General features: G+C 62.1%; 16 protein-coding genes and 1 tRNA gene. 5 read left to right on the top strand and 12 right to left on the bottom strand.

Annotation, left to right across the window (positions count from 1 at the left end; all coding sequences use genetic code 11):
- Positions 1–74 precede the first annotated feature (74 nt).
- The gene (locus G3N95_RS21915) at positions 75–1,190 is read right to left on the bottom strand and encodes a porin (RefSeq protein WP_205972165.1); all 1,116 of its coding nucleotides are present in this window, start codon (positions 1,188–1,190) and stop codon (positions 75–77) included.
- Positions 1,191–1,376: 186 nt separating this feature from the next.
- Complete coding sequence (locus G3N95_RS21910) at positions 1,377–3,311, bottom strand: alkyl sulfatase dimerization domain-containing protein (protein ID WP_205972164.1); 1,935 nt, start codon at positions 3,309–3,311, stop codon at positions 1,377–1,379.
- Between the two features lie 182 nt (positions 3,312–3,493).
- On the opposite strand from G3N95_RS21910, the gene G3N95_RS21905 reads away from it, so the two are divergent.
- Positions 3,494–4,408 (top strand): LysR family transcriptional regulator, encoded by a 915-nt coding sequence (locus G3N95_RS21905; protein WP_205972163.1) that lies wholly within the window; start codon positions 3,494–3,496, stop codon positions 4,406–4,408.
- A gap of 50 nt (positions 4,409–4,458) precedes the next feature.
- Here the strand turns inward: G3N95_RS21905 and G3N95_RS21900 are convergent.
- Together G3N95_RS21900 and rpoD are read right to left on the bottom strand one after the other, a co-directional pair.
- Positions 4,459–4,546: transfer RNA gene (locus tag G3N95_RS21900), tRNA-Ile, on the bottom strand.
- 191 nt (positions 4,547–4,737) lie between these two features.
- A complete protein-coding gene (gene rpoD, locus G3N95_RS21895; protein ID WP_346778391.1) occupies positions 4,738–6,783 on the bottom strand; it encodes an RNA polymerase sigma factor RpoD in 2,046 nt (681 codons plus the stop codon).
- Positions 6,784–6,844: 61 nt separating this feature from the next.
- Between rpoD and G3N95_RS41025 the strand changes: the two genes are divergently transcribed.
- Positions 6,845–7,189 (top strand): hypothetical protein, encoded by a 345-nt coding sequence (locus G3N95_RS41025; RefSeq protein ID WP_346778390.1) that lies wholly within the window; start codon positions 6,845–6,847, stop codon positions 7,187–7,189.
- Positions 7,190–7,220: 31 nt separating this feature from the next.
- Here the strand turns inward: G3N95_RS41025 and dnaG are convergent, their stop codons facing one another.
- The 4 genes from dnaG to G3N95_RS21875 all read right to left on the bottom strand — a co-directional run bounded on the left by dnaG (position 7,221) and on the right by G3N95_RS21875 (position 11,500).
- Entirely contained in the window at positions 7,221–9,113 is a 1,893-nt protein-coding gene (dnaG, locus tag G3N95_RS21890; protein WP_205972161.1) for a DNA primase, read from the bottom strand.
- A gap of 104 nt (positions 9,114–9,217) precedes the next feature.
- Positions 9,218–9,664: a GatB/YqeY domain-containing protein gene (locus G3N95_RS21885; protein WP_205972160.1), complete on the bottom strand. Its 447-nt coding sequence runs from the start codon at positions 9,662–9,664 to the stop codon at positions 9,218–9,220.
- A 296-nt stretch (positions 9,665–9,960) separates the two neighbouring features.
- Entirely contained in the window at positions 9,961–10,173 is a 213-nt protein-coding gene (gene rpsU, locus G3N95_RS21880) for a 30S ribosomal protein S21 (protein ID WP_012403240.1), read from the bottom strand.
- 109 nt (positions 10,174–10,282) lie between these two features.
- Positions 10,283–11,500, bottom strand: coding sequence for an NAD(P)/FAD-dependent oxidoreductase (locus G3N95_RS21875; protein ID WP_205972159.1), 1,218 nt, complete (start codon positions 11,498–11,500; stop codon positions 10,283–10,285).
- Positions 11,501–11,614: 114 nt separating this feature from the next.
- On the opposite strand from G3N95_RS21875, the gene tsaD reads away from it, so the two are divergent.
- Positions 11,615–12,640: a tRNA (adenosine(37)-N6)-threonylcarbamoyltransferase complex transferase subunit TsaD gene (gene tsaD / locus G3N95_RS21870; protein WP_205972158.1), complete on the top strand. Its 1,026-nt coding sequence runs from the start codon at positions 11,615–11,617 to the stop codon at positions 12,638–12,640.
- A 188-nt stretch (positions 12,641–12,828) separates the two neighbouring features.
- Positions 12,829–13,782 (top strand): IS5 family transposase, encoded by a 954-nt coding sequence (locus G3N95_RS21865; RefSeq protein ID WP_205972157.1) that lies wholly within the window; start codon positions 12,829–12,831, stop codon positions 13,780–13,782.
- A 729-nt stretch (positions 13,783–14,511) separates the two neighbouring features.
- Here G3N95_RS21865 and folE2 read toward each other — a convergent pair.
- From folE2 to G3N95_RS21845, 4 genes are all read right to left on the bottom strand, one after another.
- Positions 14,512–15,318: a GTP cyclohydrolase FolE2 gene (gene folE2, locus G3N95_RS21860; RefSeq protein WP_205972156.1), complete on the bottom strand. Its 807-nt coding sequence runs from the start codon at positions 15,316–15,318 to the stop codon at positions 14,512–14,514.
- A 147-nt stretch (positions 15,319–15,465) separates the two neighbouring features.
- A complete protein-coding gene (gene dxs, locus G3N95_RS21855; RefSeq protein ID WP_205972155.1) occupies positions 15,466–17,364 on the bottom strand; it encodes a 1-deoxy-D-xylulose-5-phosphate synthase in 1,899 nt (632 codons plus the stop codon).
- A 96-nt stretch (positions 17,365–17,460) separates the two neighbouring features.
- Positions 17,461–18,354, bottom strand: coding sequence for a polyprenyl synthetase family protein (locus G3N95_RS21850; protein ID WP_205972154.1), 894 nt, complete (start codon positions 18,352–18,354; stop codon positions 17,461–17,463).
- Positions 18,351–18,668, bottom strand: coding sequence for an exodeoxyribonuclease VII small subunit (locus tag G3N95_RS21845; protein WP_205972153.1), 318 nt, complete (start codon positions 18,666–18,668; stop codon positions 18,351–18,353). Before G3N95_RS21845 ends, G3N95_RS21850 begins: the two co-directional genes overlap by 4 nt.
- A 286-nt stretch (positions 18,669–18,954) precedes the next feature.
- Between G3N95_RS21845 and G3N95_RS21840 the strand changes: the two genes are divergently transcribed.
- Complete coding sequence (locus G3N95_RS21840) at positions 18,955–20,061, top strand: aromatic ring-hydroxylating dioxygenase subunit alpha (RefSeq protein WP_205972152.1); 1,107 nt, start codon at positions 18,955–18,957, stop codon at positions 20,059–20,061.
- The last annotated feature ends 179 nt before the right edge of the window (positions 20,062–20,240 follow it).

Raw genomic sequence — 20,240 nt, 5'->3', positions numbered from 1 at the left:
GCTCACGAGCGTGACGTATCGCGATGCTGTATTCACTGGACAACGAATGGAGGTCGACTCGGCACTTCCTCGCGTCAGAAGCGATGCGTCATGCCGAAGGCCACGAGTCGCTGCGAACTACCCGCTTCCGTCACGGCCACGCCAGGCCAGCTCATCATCGAGCTGCCGTGGTTCCTGATGTACCCGGCGCGCGCGTATAGCGTGGTGCGCTTCGAGATGTTGTGATCGTAGCCAAGCTCGATGCCCTCGGCGCTGTCATGGACGCCGCGCGCGCTGCGCTCGACGCCGGCGATTTCGACTGTGTCGACTGCCGTCGCCTGGATCGTCGCGCCCACCTCCGCGAAGCTGTACGAGTGCGATGCCCCCAGCAGCGCGGCCATCGAGCCCTTGGGCGCATCCTTCGAACGGTTATAGGAGTAGTTCGCCTGCAGATTCACGATACCGATGCGGTAGGCGATGCCGCCCGTGAAGCGCTCCGTACCGAGCATGTTCAGCGCAGCGGGCATACCTGGAAGCGCCTCCGACCCGGCGTGCTGGTTCTGGTATCCAAGGCCGACATATAACGCGGATCCCGTGTACGAAATCGCAATGTCGAACAGATTGCCGATGTTCTGCGCGACGGGCTGCGTCGCAGTCGAGGCGAACGCATACATCGTATAGAGCTTCAGCCCGCCGACGACCGGCGACTGGTACTCGATGGAGTTGCTGGTTCGTCCCGACGCGGCCTGTGTCGCGATCGTATTGCGATCGACTGCAACTGCGACGGCAGCGAGGGGCGAAAGCACTTCGTCGCCACGGAACGGGTCGGTGTAGTAGATCGCCCAGAAGGTCGGCTGATACTGGCGCCCGGCCGTCAGCGACCCGTAGTCCGTGTGCGTCATTCCAACCCAGGACTGACGATAGAACAGCGACGAACTGTCGACGAAAAATCCGCCGTTGTTGAGCGTGTAGCCGCTCTCGAGGACGAACTTCGCTTTGAGGCCGCCGCCCAGATCTTCCTCGCCTTTCAAGCCGATATTCGAGCCGCTATTGCCGCCGCTGCGCTCGGAAAACGAGTGTGTCGAGCCATTGCCCAGGTACTGCACGAAACCGTCGGCGACACCGTACAACGTCACCGTCGACTGCGCCCACGCGCCCTGCGCTGCCAACAACAGCGCAACAGCGCTCATGCCTTGCTTGATGAAACACATGCCAACTCCTCCGGATACGCCTCGTGCGTTCACGAGGCGTCGGCGACTCTTTCACTCTTTCCCTGCGAAAACGGGAAGACGAAGGTCGCTCTTCTTATCCTTTTTCAACAACGACGGCGTTTTGATACGCTTGATTCGGTCCTGCTTCGCGCCGGCTCTTGAGCCGGCGAGACACTCAAAAAATGATCAGGGCTCCACAACGTTGAAGCGGTCGCTGAATGTGTCCAGCGTGCCGAGCATCGCCATGAAGCGCTGCGGCTCGCCGGTCAGGCAGATCTCTTTTTGCGCGATCGCATTGCCGAAGCCGGTCTCGCCGGTCAGGATTCGATTGAGCGTCGCCCGTGTCATCTGGACGCTCACATGCGAAGCGTTGCGGTGCTCGCCTTGCCAGTGGGTGAGTGCGCCGTTCTGGAGATTCAACGCGTAGCGTTTGCCCGTATCCTTGAATTGCCAGTCGATCCGCACTTCCAGCGCTTGTGCTTTCAGTCCGTCGATACGCACGGCCAGATAGTCGAAGAACATCTCGTCGCTCATCGCGCACGCCATATCGGCGCTACGCTTGACCATCGTGGTTTGCGTATCGACGCCTTCACGAAGCTCGCGCGCGCCGAGCAGGAACGCGTTGCGCCACGTCGCTGATTCCGCCTGGAAACCCATCTGTTCGAGCGCGGCTGCGCCGAGTTCGCGTGCCTCGCGCAGCGTAGGCTGGGCAAACACCAGGTGGTTCATCACCTGCGCGACCCAGCGGTATTCGCCGCGCTCGAAGTCTCGTCGCGCGCGTTCGAGCATCGCCTCGGCACCACCCATGTATTCGACGTAACGAGCCCCCGCCTGCTCGGGCGGCAATGCGTGGAGATGGCTCGGGTTGCCGTCGTACCAGCTGAGGTAGTGCTGGTAAATCGCCTTCACGTTGTGCGAGACGGTGCCGTAGTAGCCGTGGGTGTGCCATTGCGCAGCGAGGCTCTCGGGCAGTCGCATGCATTCCGCGATCTCCAGCGCGGTCATGCCGTGATTCATCATGCGCACGGTCTGATCGTGCAGGAACTTGTAGAGGTCGCGCTGCTGTTCGAGAAAGCTCGTGATGCGCGCACTGCCCCAGGTCGGCCAATGATGCTGGGCGAACACGACGTCGGCGTGCGGCACATAGCGCTCGAGCGAACGCGATAGATAGCGTGACCACAGTTGCGCGTTGCGAACCTGCGCGCCGCGCAGCGGACACAGATTGTGCAACGTGCGCGTGCCGTTCTCCGCGAGATTGAGCGCACGCAGTTGCGGGAAGAAGAAGTGCATCTCCGCCGGCGCCTCGCTATCGGGCGTCAACTGAAACACGATCTCGATTCCGTCGATCACATGCGTCTCGCTTTCGTCGCGAATCAGCATGGTCGGCTCGATCAGCGTCAGCGTGCCGCGCGGTACGTTCTTGCCGAGCCCCGAATCGATCTGGCAGCAGGCGCTGCGCGCGAGCGTCTGGCCGAACTGGAACTGGCTGCGGCGCCCCATCGCATTGCCCGCGAGGACGTTCTCGGACAGGGCTTCCTCCATGAAGCCGTTCGGCGCGATGATCGCCACCTTGCCGTCCCGCACTTCCGCGTCCGTGACCACGCCCTTCACACCGCCGAAATGGTCGAGGTGGCTGTGACTGTAGATCACGGCCACGACCGGTTTCGCAGGACGATGTGCGAGGTACAGCTCAAGCGACGCTTTCGCCGTCTCCAGGGACGAAAGCGGGTCGATGATGATGAGCCCCGTATCGCCTTCGATGATCGTCATGTTCGACAGGTCGAAGCCGCGCACCTGATAGATGCGCTCCGTCACCTCGAACAGCCCGTGGAACGCATTCAGACGAGCCTGGCGCCACAGCGCGGGATGCGCAGTCGAAGGTGCATCCGGGTCGCTCAGAAATTCGTAGTCGGCCATGCTCCAGATGAGACGGTCGTAGGCGTCTCGCACTTCGGCGTCGGGAATCGTCCCGATGAAACCTCGGCGTGCTTCCTCTTCGTCGAGGTGGTCTTCGAGCGGCAACTCGCGCAGTGCCTGCTGTTGTGCGGCAATGGTAGCGACGGTGGCGAAACCCGGCACGATCGACGGCTTGGAAGCCTCGGTTTCTGGAAGCGACGACATGATGAATTCCCGAAAGGTGATAGCGATTGGCCGGCTGCATGGCGCGCCATTCACGAGCAAGTGCGGGAGGCAGCGGAAAGTGCTCGACGGATGCGCCAGATCAGATTGATGCTATTTGATCCCTGGAATGCATATAATTCAATTGCAAGTTTTTTATCTCATCTCTGCATTTCACGCATACCTTGAATCTGAAACGGCTCGAACATCTGATCGCAGTGGCGGAAGCGGGATCGCTCGCCGCGGCGGCACGGCGCGTCTTTCTCTCCCAGCCTGCATTGACGCGAAGCATTCAGGCGCTGGAAGCCGAGGCCGGTTTCCCGCTGTGCGAGCGGGGCGCACGGGGCGTGACGCTCACACCCGCCGGTCTGATGGTGGCCGAGCGCGCGCGCAGGATTCTGTTTGAAACGAGCTGCCTCGCCCGGGATCTCGTGCTTCTGCAGCAGCATGAGATGGGCAGCGTCGAATTCGGAATCGGTCCGCTGCCGGCGGCGATCATGCTGCCCGGTGTGCTTTGCGCACTCAATCGCGATTGGCCGCGGCTTCGCGTCCGCGCGGAAGTCAACGAAGGTCAGTTTCTGATCAAGGCGCTGCGCGACGAGCAGCTGGAGTTCGTCGTAGTCGAGCAGCGTTACGTCCCGCTCACGGCGGAACTGAAAGTCCAGCGTCTGCGCGGCGAACCGGCCGGCTGTTTCGTACGGCCGCAGCACCCGCTGCTAACCGGCGAGGTGACGATCGAGCGCCTTCGGCATGCCCCTTTCGCGAGCGTACCCGGCCCGGCCGTTGCAAGGGAGCGCTTGCGGGAACTGTTCGGTTGTCTGCCCGGCGAGAGCTTGAACATTCAAATCGTCACGAACGATTTCCATGCGCTGATACAGCTGACGAGCGGGTCCGATCTCGTTCTGATGGCGCCCGTACGGGCAGTGAAGGGCGCGCTGGAATCGGGCGCGCTGATCCAGCTGACGATCCCGGAAGGCTTCAATCTGTCGACGAAGTCGGCGATCGTCAATCTGGCTCAGCGTAGCTTGTCACCTTCTGCGCAGCGCGCGATTGCGGCAATCGAGGCAGCCAACGGACCGGCGAATGACGCGTCGGGCTAGTGTCGTCCCGGAGTTGCCTCGAACGAAAGTGCGGAATGCTTATGGGGGATTGGTGGGCCGGGTGGGATTCGAACCCACGATGTCCTTTCGGAGGCGGATTATGAGTCCGCTGCCTGCAACCAGCACGGCGTCCGGCCCAACGATGCTTCGCGACGGAAGCGCCACGGGAACTACGAGGAAGACCAACAAAAAGACCCGGTCTGAAGGCCGGGCCTAGTTCGTCGATTGGCCGACATACTACACGAAAAAAGAGGCTTCCGGGATCGCTTCGCTGAGCAAAACGATCGGGAAGCCTCGTTGTAGCGCTATGAACCGATGCGCAAGTTCGATCAGTTCCCTTCGAGGAACGACTTCAGTTTGTCCGAACGGCTCGGGTGACGCAGCTTGCGCAGCGCCTTCGCCTCGATCTGACGGATACGCTCACGCGTCACGTCGAACTGCTTGCCGACTTCTTCGAGCGTGTGATCCGTGCTCATTTCGATGCCGAAACGCATGCGCAGCACCTTCGCTTCGCGCGGCGTCAGCGAGTCGAGCACGTCCTTCACGACGTCGCGCATGCTCGCATGCAGCGCAGCGTCCGACGGCGCAACCGTGTTCGTGTCCTCGATGAAGTCGCCGAGATGCGAATCGTCGTCGTCACCGATGGGCGTTTCCATCGAGATCGGCTCCTTCGCGATCTTCATGATCTTGCGGATCTTGTCTTCCGGCATTTCCATCTTCTCGGCCAGCGTTGCCGGATCCGGTTCGAGGCCCGTTTCCTGCAGAATCTGACGCGAGATGCGGTTCATCTTGTTGATCGTTTCGATCATGTGAACCGGGATGCGGATGGTGCGCGCCTGGTCAGCGATCGAGCGCGTGATGGCCTGACGGATCCACCACGTCGCGTACGTCGAGAACTTGTAGCCACGACGATATTCGAACTTGTCCACGGCCTTCATCAGGCCGATGTTGCCTTCCTGGATCAGGTCGAGGAACTGCAGGCCACGGTTCGTGTACTTCTTCGCGATCGAGATCACGAGACGCAGGTTCGCCTCCGTCATTTCACGCTTCGCCTGACGCGCTTTCAGCTCGCCCGCCGCCATCTGACGGTTGGTTTCCTTCAGATCCTTCAGCGGCAGCACGACGCGCGCCTGCAGATCCAGCAGACGCTGCTGCTGTTCGCGGATGGCGGGCACGTTACGTGACAGGATGGCGCTGTACGCATGACTCTCGGTGACGATCTTGTCGGCCCATTCGAGGTCCGTCTCGTTGCCCGGGAAGCGTGCGATGAACTCGGCGCGCGGCATGCCGCACTTGTCGACGACCGTATGCAGGATCTGACGCTCGACCTGACGCACTTCGTCCACCTGCGCGCGCAGCGTGTCGCACAGACGCTCCACCGTACGCGCGGTGAAACGGATCATCATCAACTCTTCCTGAATCGTTTCCTGCGCCTTCAGGTAGGACTTCGACTTGTAGCCTTCCTTTTCGAACGCGCGGCGCATCTTGTCGAACCATTCGCTGATCAGCGCGAATTTTTCGAGCGACAGGCGTTTGAGTTCTTCGAGCTGGGCGGCGTTGGCCGTCGCTTGCGCGGCGCCGTCGTCGTCTTCCTCTTCTTCCTCGTCAGCCTCTTCCTCTTCTTCGTCTTCGCTTTCGATCGCTTCGGCTTCCTGTTCGGAGAAGCCGTCGGTATCTTCCGCGTTCGAGTCGATCAGGCCGTCGACAAGTTCGTCGATGCGAATTTCTTCGTTCGCCACGCGCTCAGCCATCGCGAGGATGTCGGCGATCGTGGTCGGGCACGCGGAGATGGCCATCACCATGTGCTTCAGGCCGTCTTCGATGCGCTTCGCGATTTCGATTTCGCCTTCGCGCGTGAGCAGTTCGACCGTACCCATTTCGCGCATGTACATACGCACCGGGTCGGTCGTGCGGCCGAATTCGGAATCGACAGTGGAGAGGGCGACTTCGGCTTCCTCTTCCACTTCGTCGTCCGACGAAGCGTTGGGCGCGTTGTCGTTCAGCAGCAGTGTTTCGGCATCGGGCGCCTGCTCGTAGACGGCCACACCCATGTCGTTGAATGTGCTGATGATCCCTTCGATCGCCTCGGTTTCCGTGAAGTTGTCCGGGAGGTGGTCGTTGATCTCGCCGTAGGTCAGGAAGCCACGCTCCTTGCCGAGCTTGATCAGCGCGCGCAGCTTCGAGCGGCGCTCTTCAAGCTCCTCGACGGTGCCAGGCTGCGAAGACGCGAACGCGTCCTTGAGCAGCGCCTTCTCCTTAGCGCGGCGGTCGCGGGCCTTGGCCTTTTCGCCTTTGCCCGGAGCGGGGGTTGCTGCAGCTTCTTCGCTCTGGGATGCGTCGTCATCGACGGATACTTCGTTCAGCTTTTTCGTCATGGAGTTCGCCATACCGGCTGTAGTCTCGACTGCCGGCTGCTGGACAACAGCCGGTTGAACCGTGGATACCAAAGACTCGCGGGGAGCCGCATCGTCCTGCGCGACATCCGCTTCCCTTTCGCTACTGACTCCCTCCCGCTTCGAGACCGATGTCACCGACTTCGAGGTCACCGATGCCGCTTTCGCGGCCGAAGCGGTCGAAGCTCTTTTCCGGACAACTGGCGTGGCGGTTTCGGCTGACGCTTTACGGGCGGAAGAAGTGGATCTGGCTTCACTGACCCCGGAGGTCTTGTTCGGCTCCTCGGAGCCCTTGCCTGTCGCCATTTTTCCGCCTGTAGTCTTTACCATTGCAATCGCCTTTTATCGCCTTTGCCTGGAGAAAAACAAAACCGCTGAAATCCTTTAATTATAGCATTTGGGGTCTCAGCCCTTCCCGTTCACTGCCCCCGCTGACGCTTCATGTCGGCACGTGTCCTGTCCAGTTCCTGATACTCCTTCAGCTCCTCCGGAGTGAGGCTCGACTGGCGCGACAATTGAGTCAGCCGTTCGCTATATGCGTCATAGCGCATTTTCAGAATGGCCGCTTTCAATTCTTCCCCGGCAAGGCGCTCGTGCTCGCGTCGCTCTTCGGCAACCGTCGCGTCCTCAGGATTCTTCAACAGCAGATCCCGGACGTTTTCATCATAGTCCAGAATTTCCCGGAAGATTTCCTCGAAGGTGGGGGCGTTAGCCCCGTTTCGCAACAGGTCCGACAGCAACTGGAATTCGGCCGTGTCGCCGAGTCCGCGGGCATGCGTCGTCACTTCCTCGAACAGTTCGCCGTGCCGCGTAACGGCCAGCAGCGCCCGCTCTTCCTCTTCGTCCAGCACCGCGACGATGCGCGGATGCATGACGAGATTGCGCAGCGCCCGCTGCTCGAGACCCGTCACGCTGCGCCGGTCTTTTCGAGCAGGCGCGCTGCGTGCTACAGCGGCGATCCGCGCGTCGACTTCGCATAACGCGGCGACTTCCTCGAACGGTACATCGAGCCGGTCAGCGAACATGTGCATGATCTGTGCGCGCAACGCGTTGGCGGGCAGCATCTGCAGCAGCGGCTTCGCGTCGAACAGCGCGCGTGCGCGGCCTTCCGGCTGGTCGAGTTCCTTGCCCGCCAGCACTTCGTTCAGCAGGAACTGTGACAGCGGCATCGCGCGGCGCACCTGTTCCGCAAACGCTTGCGTGCCGAATTCGCGGACGTAGCTGTCGGGGTCGTGCTCGGCCGGCAGGAACAGGAAGCGGATGGTGCGATTGTCGGCGGCGTGCGGCAGGCACGCGTCGAGCGCGCGCCGCGCCGCGCGCCGGCCCGCCGAGTCGCCGTCGAAGCTGAACACCACCGTGTCCGTCTGCCGCATCAGTTTCTGCACATGAATCGGCGTGCACGCGGTGCCGAGCGTCGCAACTGCGTTCTCGAAGCCCAACTGCGCCAGTGCAACCACATCCATATACCCTTCGACGACCAGCACGTACTTCTGCTCGCGGATCGCGAGACGCGCCTCGAACAGGCCGTACAGTTCGCTGCCTTTGTTAAATAAAGGCGTTTCGGGCGAATTCAAATACTTGGGCTCGCCGCCGTCCAGCACGCGCCCGCCAAAGCCGATTACCTGGCCTTTCACGTTGCGAATCGGGAACATGACGCGCTCGCGGAAGCGGTCGTAACGGCGGTTCTGACCCTGCGCGTCGGACTTCTCGCTGACGATCACGAGTCCCGACTCGACGAGTGCATCGTCCCGATAGTTGGGGAATGCGGCTTCGAGGTTTTGCCAGCCGTCGGGCGCGTAACCGAGGCCGAAGCGTTTCGCGATTTCGCCCGTGAGTCCGCGCTTTTTCAGGTATTGGATCGCGTTCGGCGCGCCGCGCAACTGCGCCTTGTAGAAGTCGCCGGCTGTCTGCATGACGTCGGACAGCGCCGTCGTGACGGCCTTCGACACGGCAGGTGCATAACCTTCGCCGCCCGCGCCATAACCCGCGCCGCCCGAACCGCCGCCGCGCATCGGCGAAGGCTCCTGCGGCACGGTCAAACCGACGGATTGCGCCAGATCGTTGACGGCTTCGGGAAACGACAGCCCCGCGTGCTCCATCAGAAAGCCGATGGCGGTGCCATGCGCGCCACAGCCGAAACAATGATAGAACTGCTTAGTCGGACTAACGGTGAACGAAGGACTCTTCTCGTTGTGGAACGGGCAGAGCCCCATGAAGTTCGCGCCGCCCTTTTTCAACTGCACGTACTTGCCGACCACGTCGACGATATCGACGCGGTTCAGCAGGTCTTGCAGGAAGGAATGCGGAATCACAGTGCAGACGCGGCCTTATAAGGGATGACGCATGGGTGCGAAACGCACCCGGCCGCGCGCAACGCCGGAACCGGACGCGCGCGCGGAGAAAAACGATAACCGGCTTATTTCGACAGCGCGGCCTTGACCTGCGCGGACACGGCCGTCATGTCGGCCTTCCCCGCGAGTTTCGGCTTGAGTACGCCCATCACCTTGCCCATGTCTTGCGGACCGGCGGCACCGACCTGCGCGACAGCGGCCTGCACTTCGGCGGCGATTTCCGCGTCCGACAGCTGTTCGGGCATGTACGCGCTCAGCACGTCGAGTTCGGCCTTTTCCTTGTCGACGAGATCCGTGCGGCCAGCCGCTTCGAACTGGGCGATCGAATCCTTGCGCTGCTTGATCATCTTGTCGACGACAGCCGTGACGCCGGCGTCGTCCAGTTCCACGCGATCGTCGACTTCACGCTGCTTGATGGCAGCGAGCAGCAGACGGATCGTGCCGAGCCGCTCGGTTTCGCGCGCGCGCATCGCTGCTTTCATATCGTCGTTGATTCGGACCTTGAGACTCATCGTTCACCTGAATGCGTGGAGGTTTGAAAAACGGGTGACGACGCGGCGCAGAGCGCAAAAACCCGCTTGGGATGAGTCCTCAAGCGGGTTCGTGCCAAATACGCGGTGAACCGTGCATCTGGATGCGGCCTTGCGGAGCTTTGACCGAAGCGCCCATTGCATCCTCGGGGCGCATCCTGGCGTTCTGGACGCCATGGGCCGATACCGCAAGTGCCGGCCAGCTCCCGCGCCGTCACCTTGTGTGAGCCGCTGCTTTCGCTGGAGACACTGTGCGAGAGCCACGACTTCACGTTGAATCAGTAAAACTTCTTGGGCAGTTGCTGACTGCGCAGGCGCTTGAAATGGCGCTTGACCGCCGCTGCCTTCTTTCGTTTTCGCTCGGACGTCGGCTTCTCGTAAAACTCGCGGGCACGCAGTTCGGTCAACAGACCATTCTTTTCAATCGTGCGTTTGAAGCGGCGCATCGCGACTTCAAAAGGCTCGTTTTCTTTTACGCGGATCGTCGTCATCTTTCAATAACGGAGCTTGGCGAAGATTGGAAAGTATAGCAGTTGTTTCGCACAATCACATGGCACTGTCAAGCCCCCAATTCCCGGCCGTGCGGCCCTGCTCACACAGCTACGCGTGGCCCGCGAATTCAGCCGCCGCCTGCCCCGCAGCGACGCCGGATGCCCACGCCCACTGGAAGTTGTAGCCGCCCAGCCAGCCCGTCACATCGACCGCCTCGCCGATGAAATACAGGCCAGGCACGCGTGCGCTCATCATCGTCGCCGACGACAGCTCGCGCGTATCCACGCCGCCGCGCGTCACCTCTGCCTTCTTGTAGCCTTCGGTGCCGTTCGGCGTGAGGGTCCAGCGCGACAGCGCGTCGCCGACCCGGCGCAGCGCCTTGTCGGGAAGATCGGCCAGACGCGCATCGGCGGACACGCCGTGCGTCTGCAGCCAGACGTGCGCGAGGCGCGTCGGCACCCATTCGGCGAGCAGGCTGCCGATCTGCCGTTTAGTCGCGCCCTTTGCATCCAGCAAGGCCGCGACGGCGTCCTGCTCAGGCAGCAGATTGATGTGCACCGGCTCGCCTGGTTGCCAGTAACTCGAGATCTGCAGCACACCGGGGCCTGACAGCCCGCGATGCGTCAGCAGCAGGTCTTCGACGAACTCGCCGCCCGTCTTCTTCGCACCCGTCGCCAGATGGACTTCCAGCGATACGCCCGACAGCTCCGAAAACGGCTGCCAGTCGGCGGACGCGAACGTCAGCGGCACGAGCGCGGGACGCGTGTCGATGAGCTTGTGTCCGAACTGTTTGGCGATGCGGTACGCGAAATCGGTCGCGCCGATTTTCGGAATCGACAGGCCGCCCGTCGCGATCACGAGTGCGCGGGCGCGGATCGGACCGGACTGGGTATCGAGCACGAAGCCATCGGGATCGCTGTGCCGAACCTGCTCGACGGCGAGCGGCCGGCGCCACGCGATGTTGCCCGCATCGCACTCGCTCTTGAGCACGTCGATGACGGCATCGCTCGACTGGTCGCAGAACAGCTGACCCTTGTGCTTCTCGTGCCACGTCACGCGATACTGCTTGAGCAGCGCCATGAAATCGCGCGGCGTGTAGCGCGCCAGCGCGGAACGGCAAAAATGCGGATTCGCCGACAGGTAATTGGCGGGCCCCGCGTACAGATTCGTGAAGTTGCAGCGGCCGCCGCCCGAGATGCGGATTTTCTCGGCGAGCCGCGCCGCGTGGTCGATCAGCACGACACGCCGGCCGAGCTGTCCCGCCACCGATGCGCACATCATACCCGCCGCGCCCGCGCCGATTACGGCGATATCGAAGGATTCCATGGGGCTGCATTGTAACCGGCGCGTCCGGCGGCGCTTTGCCCGCGCTGCTATACTTTCAGGTTCCTTTTTGATGATTCGGGCGGCGTTTTCCGCTCCCGATCGGCGGTCGAAATCATGCTCGTTCTCGGCATAGAAAGCTCCTGCGACGAAACCGGCCTCGCGCTCTACGACACAGAGCGCGGCCTGCTGGCGCACGCGCTGCATTCGCAGATCGCGATGCATCGCGAGTACGGCGGTGTCGTGCCGGAGCTGGCGTCGCGCGACCATATCCGGCGCGCGCTGCCGCTGCTCGAAGAAGTGCTGGAGCGCTCTGGCACGGCGCGCGGCGACATCGACGCGATCGCGTACACGCAGGGTCCGGGTCTCGCGGGCGCGCTGCTGGTGGGCGCGAGCATTGCCAATGCGCTGGCGATGGCGTGGAACAAGCCGACCATCGGCATTCATCACCTGGAAGGGCATTTGCTGTCGCCGTTGCTCGTTGATGAGCCGCCGCCGTTTCCGTTCGTCGCGCTGCTGGTATCGGGGGGTCATACGCAGTTGATGCGCGTCACGGATGTCGGCGTCTACGAGACGCTCGGCGAGACGCTCGACGATGCCGCCGGCGAAGCGTTCGACAAGACTGCGAAGCTGCTCGGGCTGGGCTATCCGGGCGGGCCGGAAGTCTCGCGTCTCGCGGAGTTCGGTACGCCGGGCGCGGTCGTGCTGCCGCGGCCGATGCTGCATTCCGGCGACCTCGATTTCAGTTTCAGCGGGCTCAAGACGGCTGTGCTGACGCATGTGAAAAAGCTCGGCGGCAATGTATGTGAACAGGCCAAGGCCGATCTTGCGCGCGGTTTCGTCGATGCTGCCGTCGAGGTGCTGGCTGCCAAGTCTTTGGCAGCGCTCAAGAAGACCAGGCTCAAGCGGCTCGTGGTGGCGGGCGGCGTCGGGGCGAACCGGCAGTTGCGGGAAGCGTTGTCTTCGGCCGCTAAGAAGCGCGGGTTCGATGTGCACTATCCGGATTTGTCGTTGTGCACGGACAATGGGGCAATGATTGCGCTTGCAGGCGCGCTTCGGATGCAGCGCTGGCCCGCGCAGGCTACTGATGATTATGCTTTCACCGTGAAGCCTCGATGGGATTTGGGGTCGCTGGGCGCTTGAGGTTTTGCGCTGGTTGCTGGTTGCGCTGGCATCCGCGTTGGGTTTTTGGTTTGCTGGCGTTGCCCCTGTGCGGGGCGGCACTTACTTTCTTTGCCGCCGCAAAGAAAGTAAGGGAATCTCTGCAAAAGTCCTGGCGTTAGCGCGCGCGTGGAGTATCCTGGGATCAGGCGAATTCAAGGAGTGGCGCGATGACACAGCTCGGTCTTGGTCTGGATCTGTCAACGAAGCGCACGCGCAAGCGCGAGTTTCTCGATGAGATGAACCGCGTGGTGCCGTGGCGAGAACTGATGGCGCTCATCGAGCCGCACTACCCCAAAGGCAAGACCGGGCGCCCGCCGTTTCCAGTCGCCACGATGTTGCGCATTCACTTCATGCAACAGTGGTTCAGCCTCTCGGACCCGGCGATGGAGGAGGCGCTGCACGATATCCCGCTGTACCGGGAGTTCGCGCTGCTGGGCACGGGCATGACGCGGCTGCCTGACGAGAGCACGATCCTGCGATTCCGGCACCTGCTTGAAGCGCATGAGCTGTCGGCCCAGATACTGGCGACGGTCAACAGGATCCTGCAGGCCAAGGGCTTGACGCTCAAGGTGGGCTCGGCGGTCGACGCGACGCTGATCTCGGCGCCCAGTTCGACGAAGAAGGCCGGCACGCGAGACCCGGAGATGCGCCAGACGCAAAAAGGCGGCAGCTGGTACTTCGGCATGAAGGCGCACATCGGAGTCGATGTGGAGTCGGGGCTGGTGCACACCGTGAAGTGCACGCCGGCGAACGTCCATGACATCACGGTGGCGCATGAGTTGTTGCACGGCGATGAGACGGTTGCGTTTGCCGATGCGGGCTATGTCGGCATCGAGAAACGGGAGGAAGCGGGCGCGGTTCAGTGGCATGTCGCGATGAGGCCCAGCAAGCGCAGAAAGCTGGATAAAAGCAAACGGCTTGACAGGATCTACGACAAGATCGAGCGGCTCAAGGCGGGCGTGAGAGCGAAGGTGGAGCACCCGTTCCGGGTGCTCAAATGTCAGTTTGGATATCTGAAGGCGAGGTATCGGGGGTTGGCGAAGAACACGGCTCAGATCGAAACGCAGTTCGCCCTGGTCAATCTCTGGCTGGCTCGCCGGGCGCTTGGTAAAGCGAAATGAAGGGCGAAGACGCATCGCGTATGGGCGCAGCGCCCGTTGCGCAAGACGCGACCGGCGCTGGTCCAACGCGCAGCAGATGGTGACGCGACCTTCATTGAGTGCGCCACTTAGATATCCAAAGCAGAAAAAGGGTTGTTCAGACCTTCCTAAGCAAAGAAAGCGGGCTCACACCGCCAGTGCTAGTGATTGCCTGCGGGCCCCCAACAGTTCTTACGCTCCACGCGGCAACGCGCTGATTTGCGCTCGTTGCCAGCGTGCTAACTCAAGCATCACCCGCTTCACACTCTCGCGTCACGGGCCGCGTTACCAGGAAGTCGACCGCCGCCCAGGTGGCAAACTGTGTGCAGGCTGTCGCGACGGAAGTCCACCACTCCGGACTGAAAAGCGCGATCGGTGTCGTAGAAGCGCGAACGTATATGGCGCGACTACCTACACACAGTTTGCCACCTGGGCGGCGCGGACGATTCGCTGCCGCTGGCTGCCTGCGGGTGACTGGAGCGGGTGATGCGCCGGTTCAAGGCGCTGGCAACGGGCGGAAGAAAGTGCATTGCGGTTTGAAGTGCTGGACCAGTGGGGGGGCCCGCAGGCAAGCACAAGAGCTAGCGGTGTGAGCGGCTTTCTTTTGCCTACTTTTCTTTGCCGCTGCAAAGAAAAGTAGGTGCCGCCCCGCACAGGGGCAACGCCAGCAAACCAGAGACAAAACGCGGATGCCAGCGCAGCAAAAAACCCTCACCCCAACCGCTTGTCGCTTTCAACAACAGCATAAGCGCTGTGATTATGAATCGACTCGAAGTTCTCAGCTTCGAGCACATACGCAACGATGCGCTGATCGTCATTCAACCGCTGCGCGACATCGCGCACCAGATCCTCGACGAACTTCGGATTCTCATACGCGCGCTCGGTCACGAACTTCTCATCCGGACGCTTGAGCAGCCCCCACAATTCACACGAAGCCTCTTCCTCCGCGATGCGGATGAGATCCTCGACAGGCACGTCATCGATCAACTCGGCGTTGATCGTCACATGCGAGCGCTGGTTGTGCGCGCCATACTGCGAAATCTTCTTCGAACACGGGCACAGACTCGTGACCGGCACCAGCACCTTCAAAAACAGACGCGTCGCGCCATCGCGCGAATCCGCCATCAAAGTCACTTCGTAGTCCAGCAGGCTTTGCACGCCGGACACAGGCGCCGTCTTGTTGACGAAATACGGAAACGACACTTCGATACGGCCAGCCGGCGCTTCGAGCTTCTCCAGCATCGACGCCAGCATCGCGCGGAACGCCGATGAATCCAGCGCCGCCTTGTTCTCTTCGAGCAGCGCAACGAAACGCGACATGTGCGTGCCCTTCACTTCGGCGGGTAGATGGACGTCGAGATTCCACGTACCGACCGTCGGCTGCACATTGCCGTCCGGCGTGCGGACCGTCAATGGATGACGCACCGCCTTCACGCCGACCCGCTGAATCGGAATCTGGCGAGTGTCGACCGTGCTCTGCACGTCGGGCATCACGAAGGCGGGGTTCATCTGGTTCATGTTCTTGTCCTCAACTTGCAGCGCGAATCGACGCGCAAAATGACAACCGCCGGCTTGCGCCGGCGGAGCCCGGCGGGTACGCGACCCGCCGATTCATATTGGAGTAGATGCAACGAGCCGCTGTTCCGTTCCCGGTGGCCCGTTATGTTAGGCGACGCGTTTCACCGACTTGCCGCTTGCGTGCTCCACAAATCGCTCACGAATGGACTTCGCGATGCCCGCTGCGTCGAGACCGCACGACGCCAGCAGCTTGGCAGGATCTCCGTGATCGATGAAGCGATCGGGAAGGCCCAATTGTAGTACGGGTCGGATAACCCCACTCTCCATCATGGCTTCCACGCACGCCGAACCGGCGCCGCCCATCACGCAGCCCTCTTCCACAGTGACGATCGCGTCGTGCGTTTCAGCCAGTTCGCGCACCAGATCGGCGTCGATCGGCTTCACGAAGCGCATGTTGGCGACGGTTGCATCCAGCTGCTCCGCTGCTGCGAGCGACGGCGCGACCATCGTGCCGAACGCGAGAATCGCGATGCGCTTGCCCGCCGGCTGCGTCGACTGGCGGCGAACTTCGCCCTTGCCGAGCGGAAGCGCGGCCATCTGCTTGACGGTCGCCACGCCCGTGCCCGCGCCACGCGGATAGCGAACGGCCGTCGGGTTCGGCTGTTGCAGCGCCGTGTACAGCATCTGGCGGCATTCGTTTTCGTCCGACGCGGCCATGATCGTCATGTTCGGAATACAGCGCATGAACGCGAGATCGTAGGCGCCTGCGTGCGTCGCACCGTCCGCACCGACGAGGCCGGCACGATCGATTGCGAATACAACGGGTAGATTCTGCAGCGCGACGTCGTGGATCAGCTGGTCGTACCCGCGTTGCAGGAACGTCGAGTAGATCGCGACGACGGGCTTCATGCCTTCCGTCGCCAGACCGCCCGCGAACGTCACAGCGTGCTGCTCGGCGATGCCGACGTCGTAATAGCGATCCGGGAAGCGCTTTTCGAACTCGACCATGCCCGAGCCTTCACGCATTGCCGGTGTGATGCCGACCACACGCGAGTCGAGCTCGGCCGCGTCGCACAGCCATTCGCCGAACACTTGCGTGTAGGTCTTCTTGGCGGGAGTAGTCGACGGCTTGATACCTTCGGCCGGGTTGAACTTGCCGGGGCCGTGATACAGCACGGGGTCGGCCTCGGCCAGCTTGTAGCCCTGGCCCTTCTTCGTCACGACGTGCAGGAATTGCGGACCGCGCAGTTCCTTGATGTTCTGCAGCGTCGGGATCAGCGAATCGAGATCGTGACCGTCGATCGGTCCGATGTAGTTGAAGCCGAACTCTTCGAACAGCGTGGCCGGCACGATCATGCCCTTCGCGTGCTCTTCGAGCTTGCGCGCGAGGTCGAGTACGGGCGGCGCATGACGCAGCACGCGTTCGACGCCGGCGCGTGCAGCAGCATAGAAGCGGCCCGACATCAGACGCGCGAGATGGCGATTCAGCGCGCCCACGGGCGGCGAGATCGACATGTCGTTGTCGTTCAGGATAACCAGCAGCGGCACGTCGTCTTCGACGCCGGCGTTGTTCATCGCCTCGAAAGCCATGCCCGCCGTCATCGCGCCGTCGCCGATCACGGCGATCGCGAAGCGGTCGTCGCCGCGCAGCTTGCTGCCGATCGCCATGCCGAGCGCAGCCGAAATCGACGTGCTCGAGTGCGCGGTGCCGAACGTGTCGTACGGCGACTCGTCGCGCTTCGGAAAGCCCGAGATGCCGCCGAGCTGGCGCAGCGTCGACATCTGGTCGCGGCGGCCCGTCAGAATCTTGTGAGGATAGGTCTGGTGACCCACGTCCCAGACGATGCGGTCGCGCGGCGTTTCGAACACGTAGTGCAGCGCGATCGTCAGTTCGACCGTGCCGAGGTTGGACGACAGGTGGCCGCCCGTCTGCGAGACGCTGTCGAGCACGAAGGCACGCAGCTCGTCGGCAAGCGGTTGCAACTGGCGGCGATCGAGGCGGCGCAGGTCCGCGGGGTCGTCAATGGTTTTCAGCAAGTCGTACATCGTCGTTCCATTGTAGGAAAACTTACGCGCCCGCACTTCATTCGCGCACACCCGAAGAGTCTTGTGCGGGCGGCGGGCTTTCGCGTTACAGCTACATCAGCTGACCCGGTTCACCACGAGGTCAGCCAGTTCGGCGAGCCGCTGCGCGCGGGCGCCAAAGGGTGCGAGGGCATCGTGCGCGTCGCTGCGCAGTTGCGCAGCCAGCGTGCGCGAAGCGTCGAGCCCGATGATCGACACGTAGGTCGGCTTGCCGTCCTTCGCGTCCTTTCCAGCCGTTTTGCCGAGCGTCGCGGAATCGGTCGTGACGTCGAGAATGTCGTCGACCACCTGAAACGCGAGACCCACGGCAGCAGAATAGGCGTCCAGCGCCTGCAGCGCCTTCGCATCCGGTCCGCCGTTGTCCAATTGGCCCGTCAGCGCGCCCATGCGCACGGCCGCGCGCAGCAGCGCGCCGGTCTTCAGGCGGTGCATCGTTTCGAGCTGCGGACGCGTCAGCGTATGGCCGACGCTCGCCAGATCGATCGCCTGGCCGCCCGCCATGCCGATCGAACCGCTCGCGAGCGCCAGTTCGCGCACCAGCGCGGCCTGCTGCGCGGGCGTGAACACATCCGATGTCAGCGCAACGAAAGCCTGCGACTGCAATGCGTCGCCGACGAGCAGCGCCGTCGCTTCGTCATATTTGACGTGTACCGTGGGCTTGCCGCGGCGCAGATCGTCGTCGTCCATGCAGGGCATGTCGTCGTGCACGAGCGAATAGACGTGGATCATCTCCAGCGCCGCCGATGCTGCATCGAGGCATTCGGCCTTCGCGCCCGTCAGTTCGCCTGCAGCGTGACAGAGCAACGGGCGGACCCGCTTGCCGCCACCGAGCACGGCGTAACGCATCGCTTCATGCAGCTTCGCAGGCTCGATCGATTCGGCCGGCAGGTATTGTTCAAGTGCGCCCTCTACCCGGTCCAGCACCGAGCGCATCCATTGTTCGAAGGTCATAGATCGTCTCCGCTGTCGGCAGCGGTTGTACCTGCTGTGTTCACGGGAAGCGGCTTGAGCGTCTCGCCATCGAGGACGCGCACCTGCTGCTCCACTTTCTCGAGCTGTTGCTGGCAGAACGCCACGAGCACGGCGCCGCGCCGGTAAGCCGACAGCGACTCTTCCAGGTTGAGGCTGCCGCCCTCCATGCGCCCGACGAGCCCTTCCAGTTCCGCCAGCGCCGCCTCGTAGCTCTCGGGCAGCGGTGAGTTGTCGGAACCTTCCAAGCTATTGGGGGACAAACCAGCCGTATCGGTGGAAGCCGTCTTCGCCATGAATCATCGCAAAATTAAAACAAGTCGGACATTCTACGGCAAAAGCAACATTTCCGACCTGTAAGCGCACCAGGGCCCGCTGGCGCGACGCTTGCGCAACACTTCGGACAATAGAAAAAAATCCAACGTTTGCGCGTCGAAATCGCGAACTTCCGCGACATTTTTAACCCAAATCAGGCACTTAGTCGCCCCAAGGAGGGGGAAACAGGTATAATCGCGGGCTCCCTAAATCGAATCTTCGATGGTTGGGTTGTTCACTGCTTTCACGTCTTCATCGGGAGTGGGAATGTCCAATCTGAGCAATGCATTGCAGCTGAAGGCTATCCACAGCCAGCTGCCAGTCACGGCTTACTTTGACCAGGCGCTTCACCAGCGCGAACTCGAAACCCTTTTCAAGAAAGGTCCTCGCTACGTCGGGCACGAACTCATGGTGCCCGAAGCGGGTAACTATTTCGCTTTACCCAGCGAGAGCGAAGGGCGCGTGCTCGTTCGCAACCAGCAGTCCCAGATCGAATTGCTGTCGAACGTGTGCCGCCACCGCCAGGCGATCATGCTGAACGGCCGCGGGCAGACGGAGAACATCGTCTGTCCTTTGCACCGCTGGACGTACGACCTGAACGGCCAGCTGCTCGGCGCGCCGCATTTCGCCGACAACCCTTGCCTGAACCTCGGCGCGACCCAGTTGCAAAGCTGGAACGGCCTGCTGTTCGAGTCGCAGGGACGCGACGTCGCGAAAGATCTCGCGCGCCTCGGCACGGCGCAGCATTTCGACTTCGCGGACTACATGTTCGATCACGTCGAAGTGCACGAGTGCAACTACAACTGGAAGACCTTCATCGAGGTCTATCTGGAGGACTATCACGTCGTACCGTTCCATCCGGGCCTCGGCAGCTTCGTCAATTGCGACGATCTGAAGTGGGAGTTCGGCGACTGGTACAGCGTGCAGACGGTCGGCGTGCACAACGAGCTCGCGCGTCCTGGCAGTCCGACATATCGCAAGTGGCACGACGAAGTGCTGCGTTACCGCGAAGGCAAGATGCCGGAGTTCGGCGCGATTTGGATGGTGTACTACCCCGGCATCATGATCGAGTGGTATCCGCACGTGCTCGTCGTATCGTGGCTGATTCCGCGCGGCCCGCAGCACACCACCAACATCGTCGAGTTCTATTACCCTGAAGAAATCGCGCTGTTCGAGCGTGACTTCGTCGAAGCAGAACGTGCCGCGTACATGGAAACGGCGCGCGAAGACGACGAGATCGCCGAGCGCATGGACGCAGGCCGCCGCGCGCTGCTGGATCGCGGCGAATCGCAGGTCGGTCCATACCAGAGCCCGATGGAAGACGGCATGCAGCACTTCCACGAGTTCCTGCGCCGCGAGCTCGGCACGATCTGACGCGCACACTGCGAACGGCTGTCGCACTGAACGAGGAAAGACGGGCTTCGGCCCTAATGCCGTTCAGTTAAGGTCTCTTTTGAGGACTCGAACGGTATAACGAAACGGTCTGGACTTGACGGCCCGAGCGCAAGAGCGCCCGGGCCGTTTTTCGTTGATAAGTTGCTTGAGCCGCTCAC

The organism is Paraburkholderia sp. Tr-20389, assembly GCF_017104565.1.
GTDB lineage: Bacteria > Pseudomonadota > Gammaproteobacteria > Burkholderiales > Burkholderiaceae > Paraburkholderia.
The sequence above is the reverse complement of the archived record's forward strand: the minus strand, read 5'-3'. Positions and strand labels throughout refer to the sequence as shown.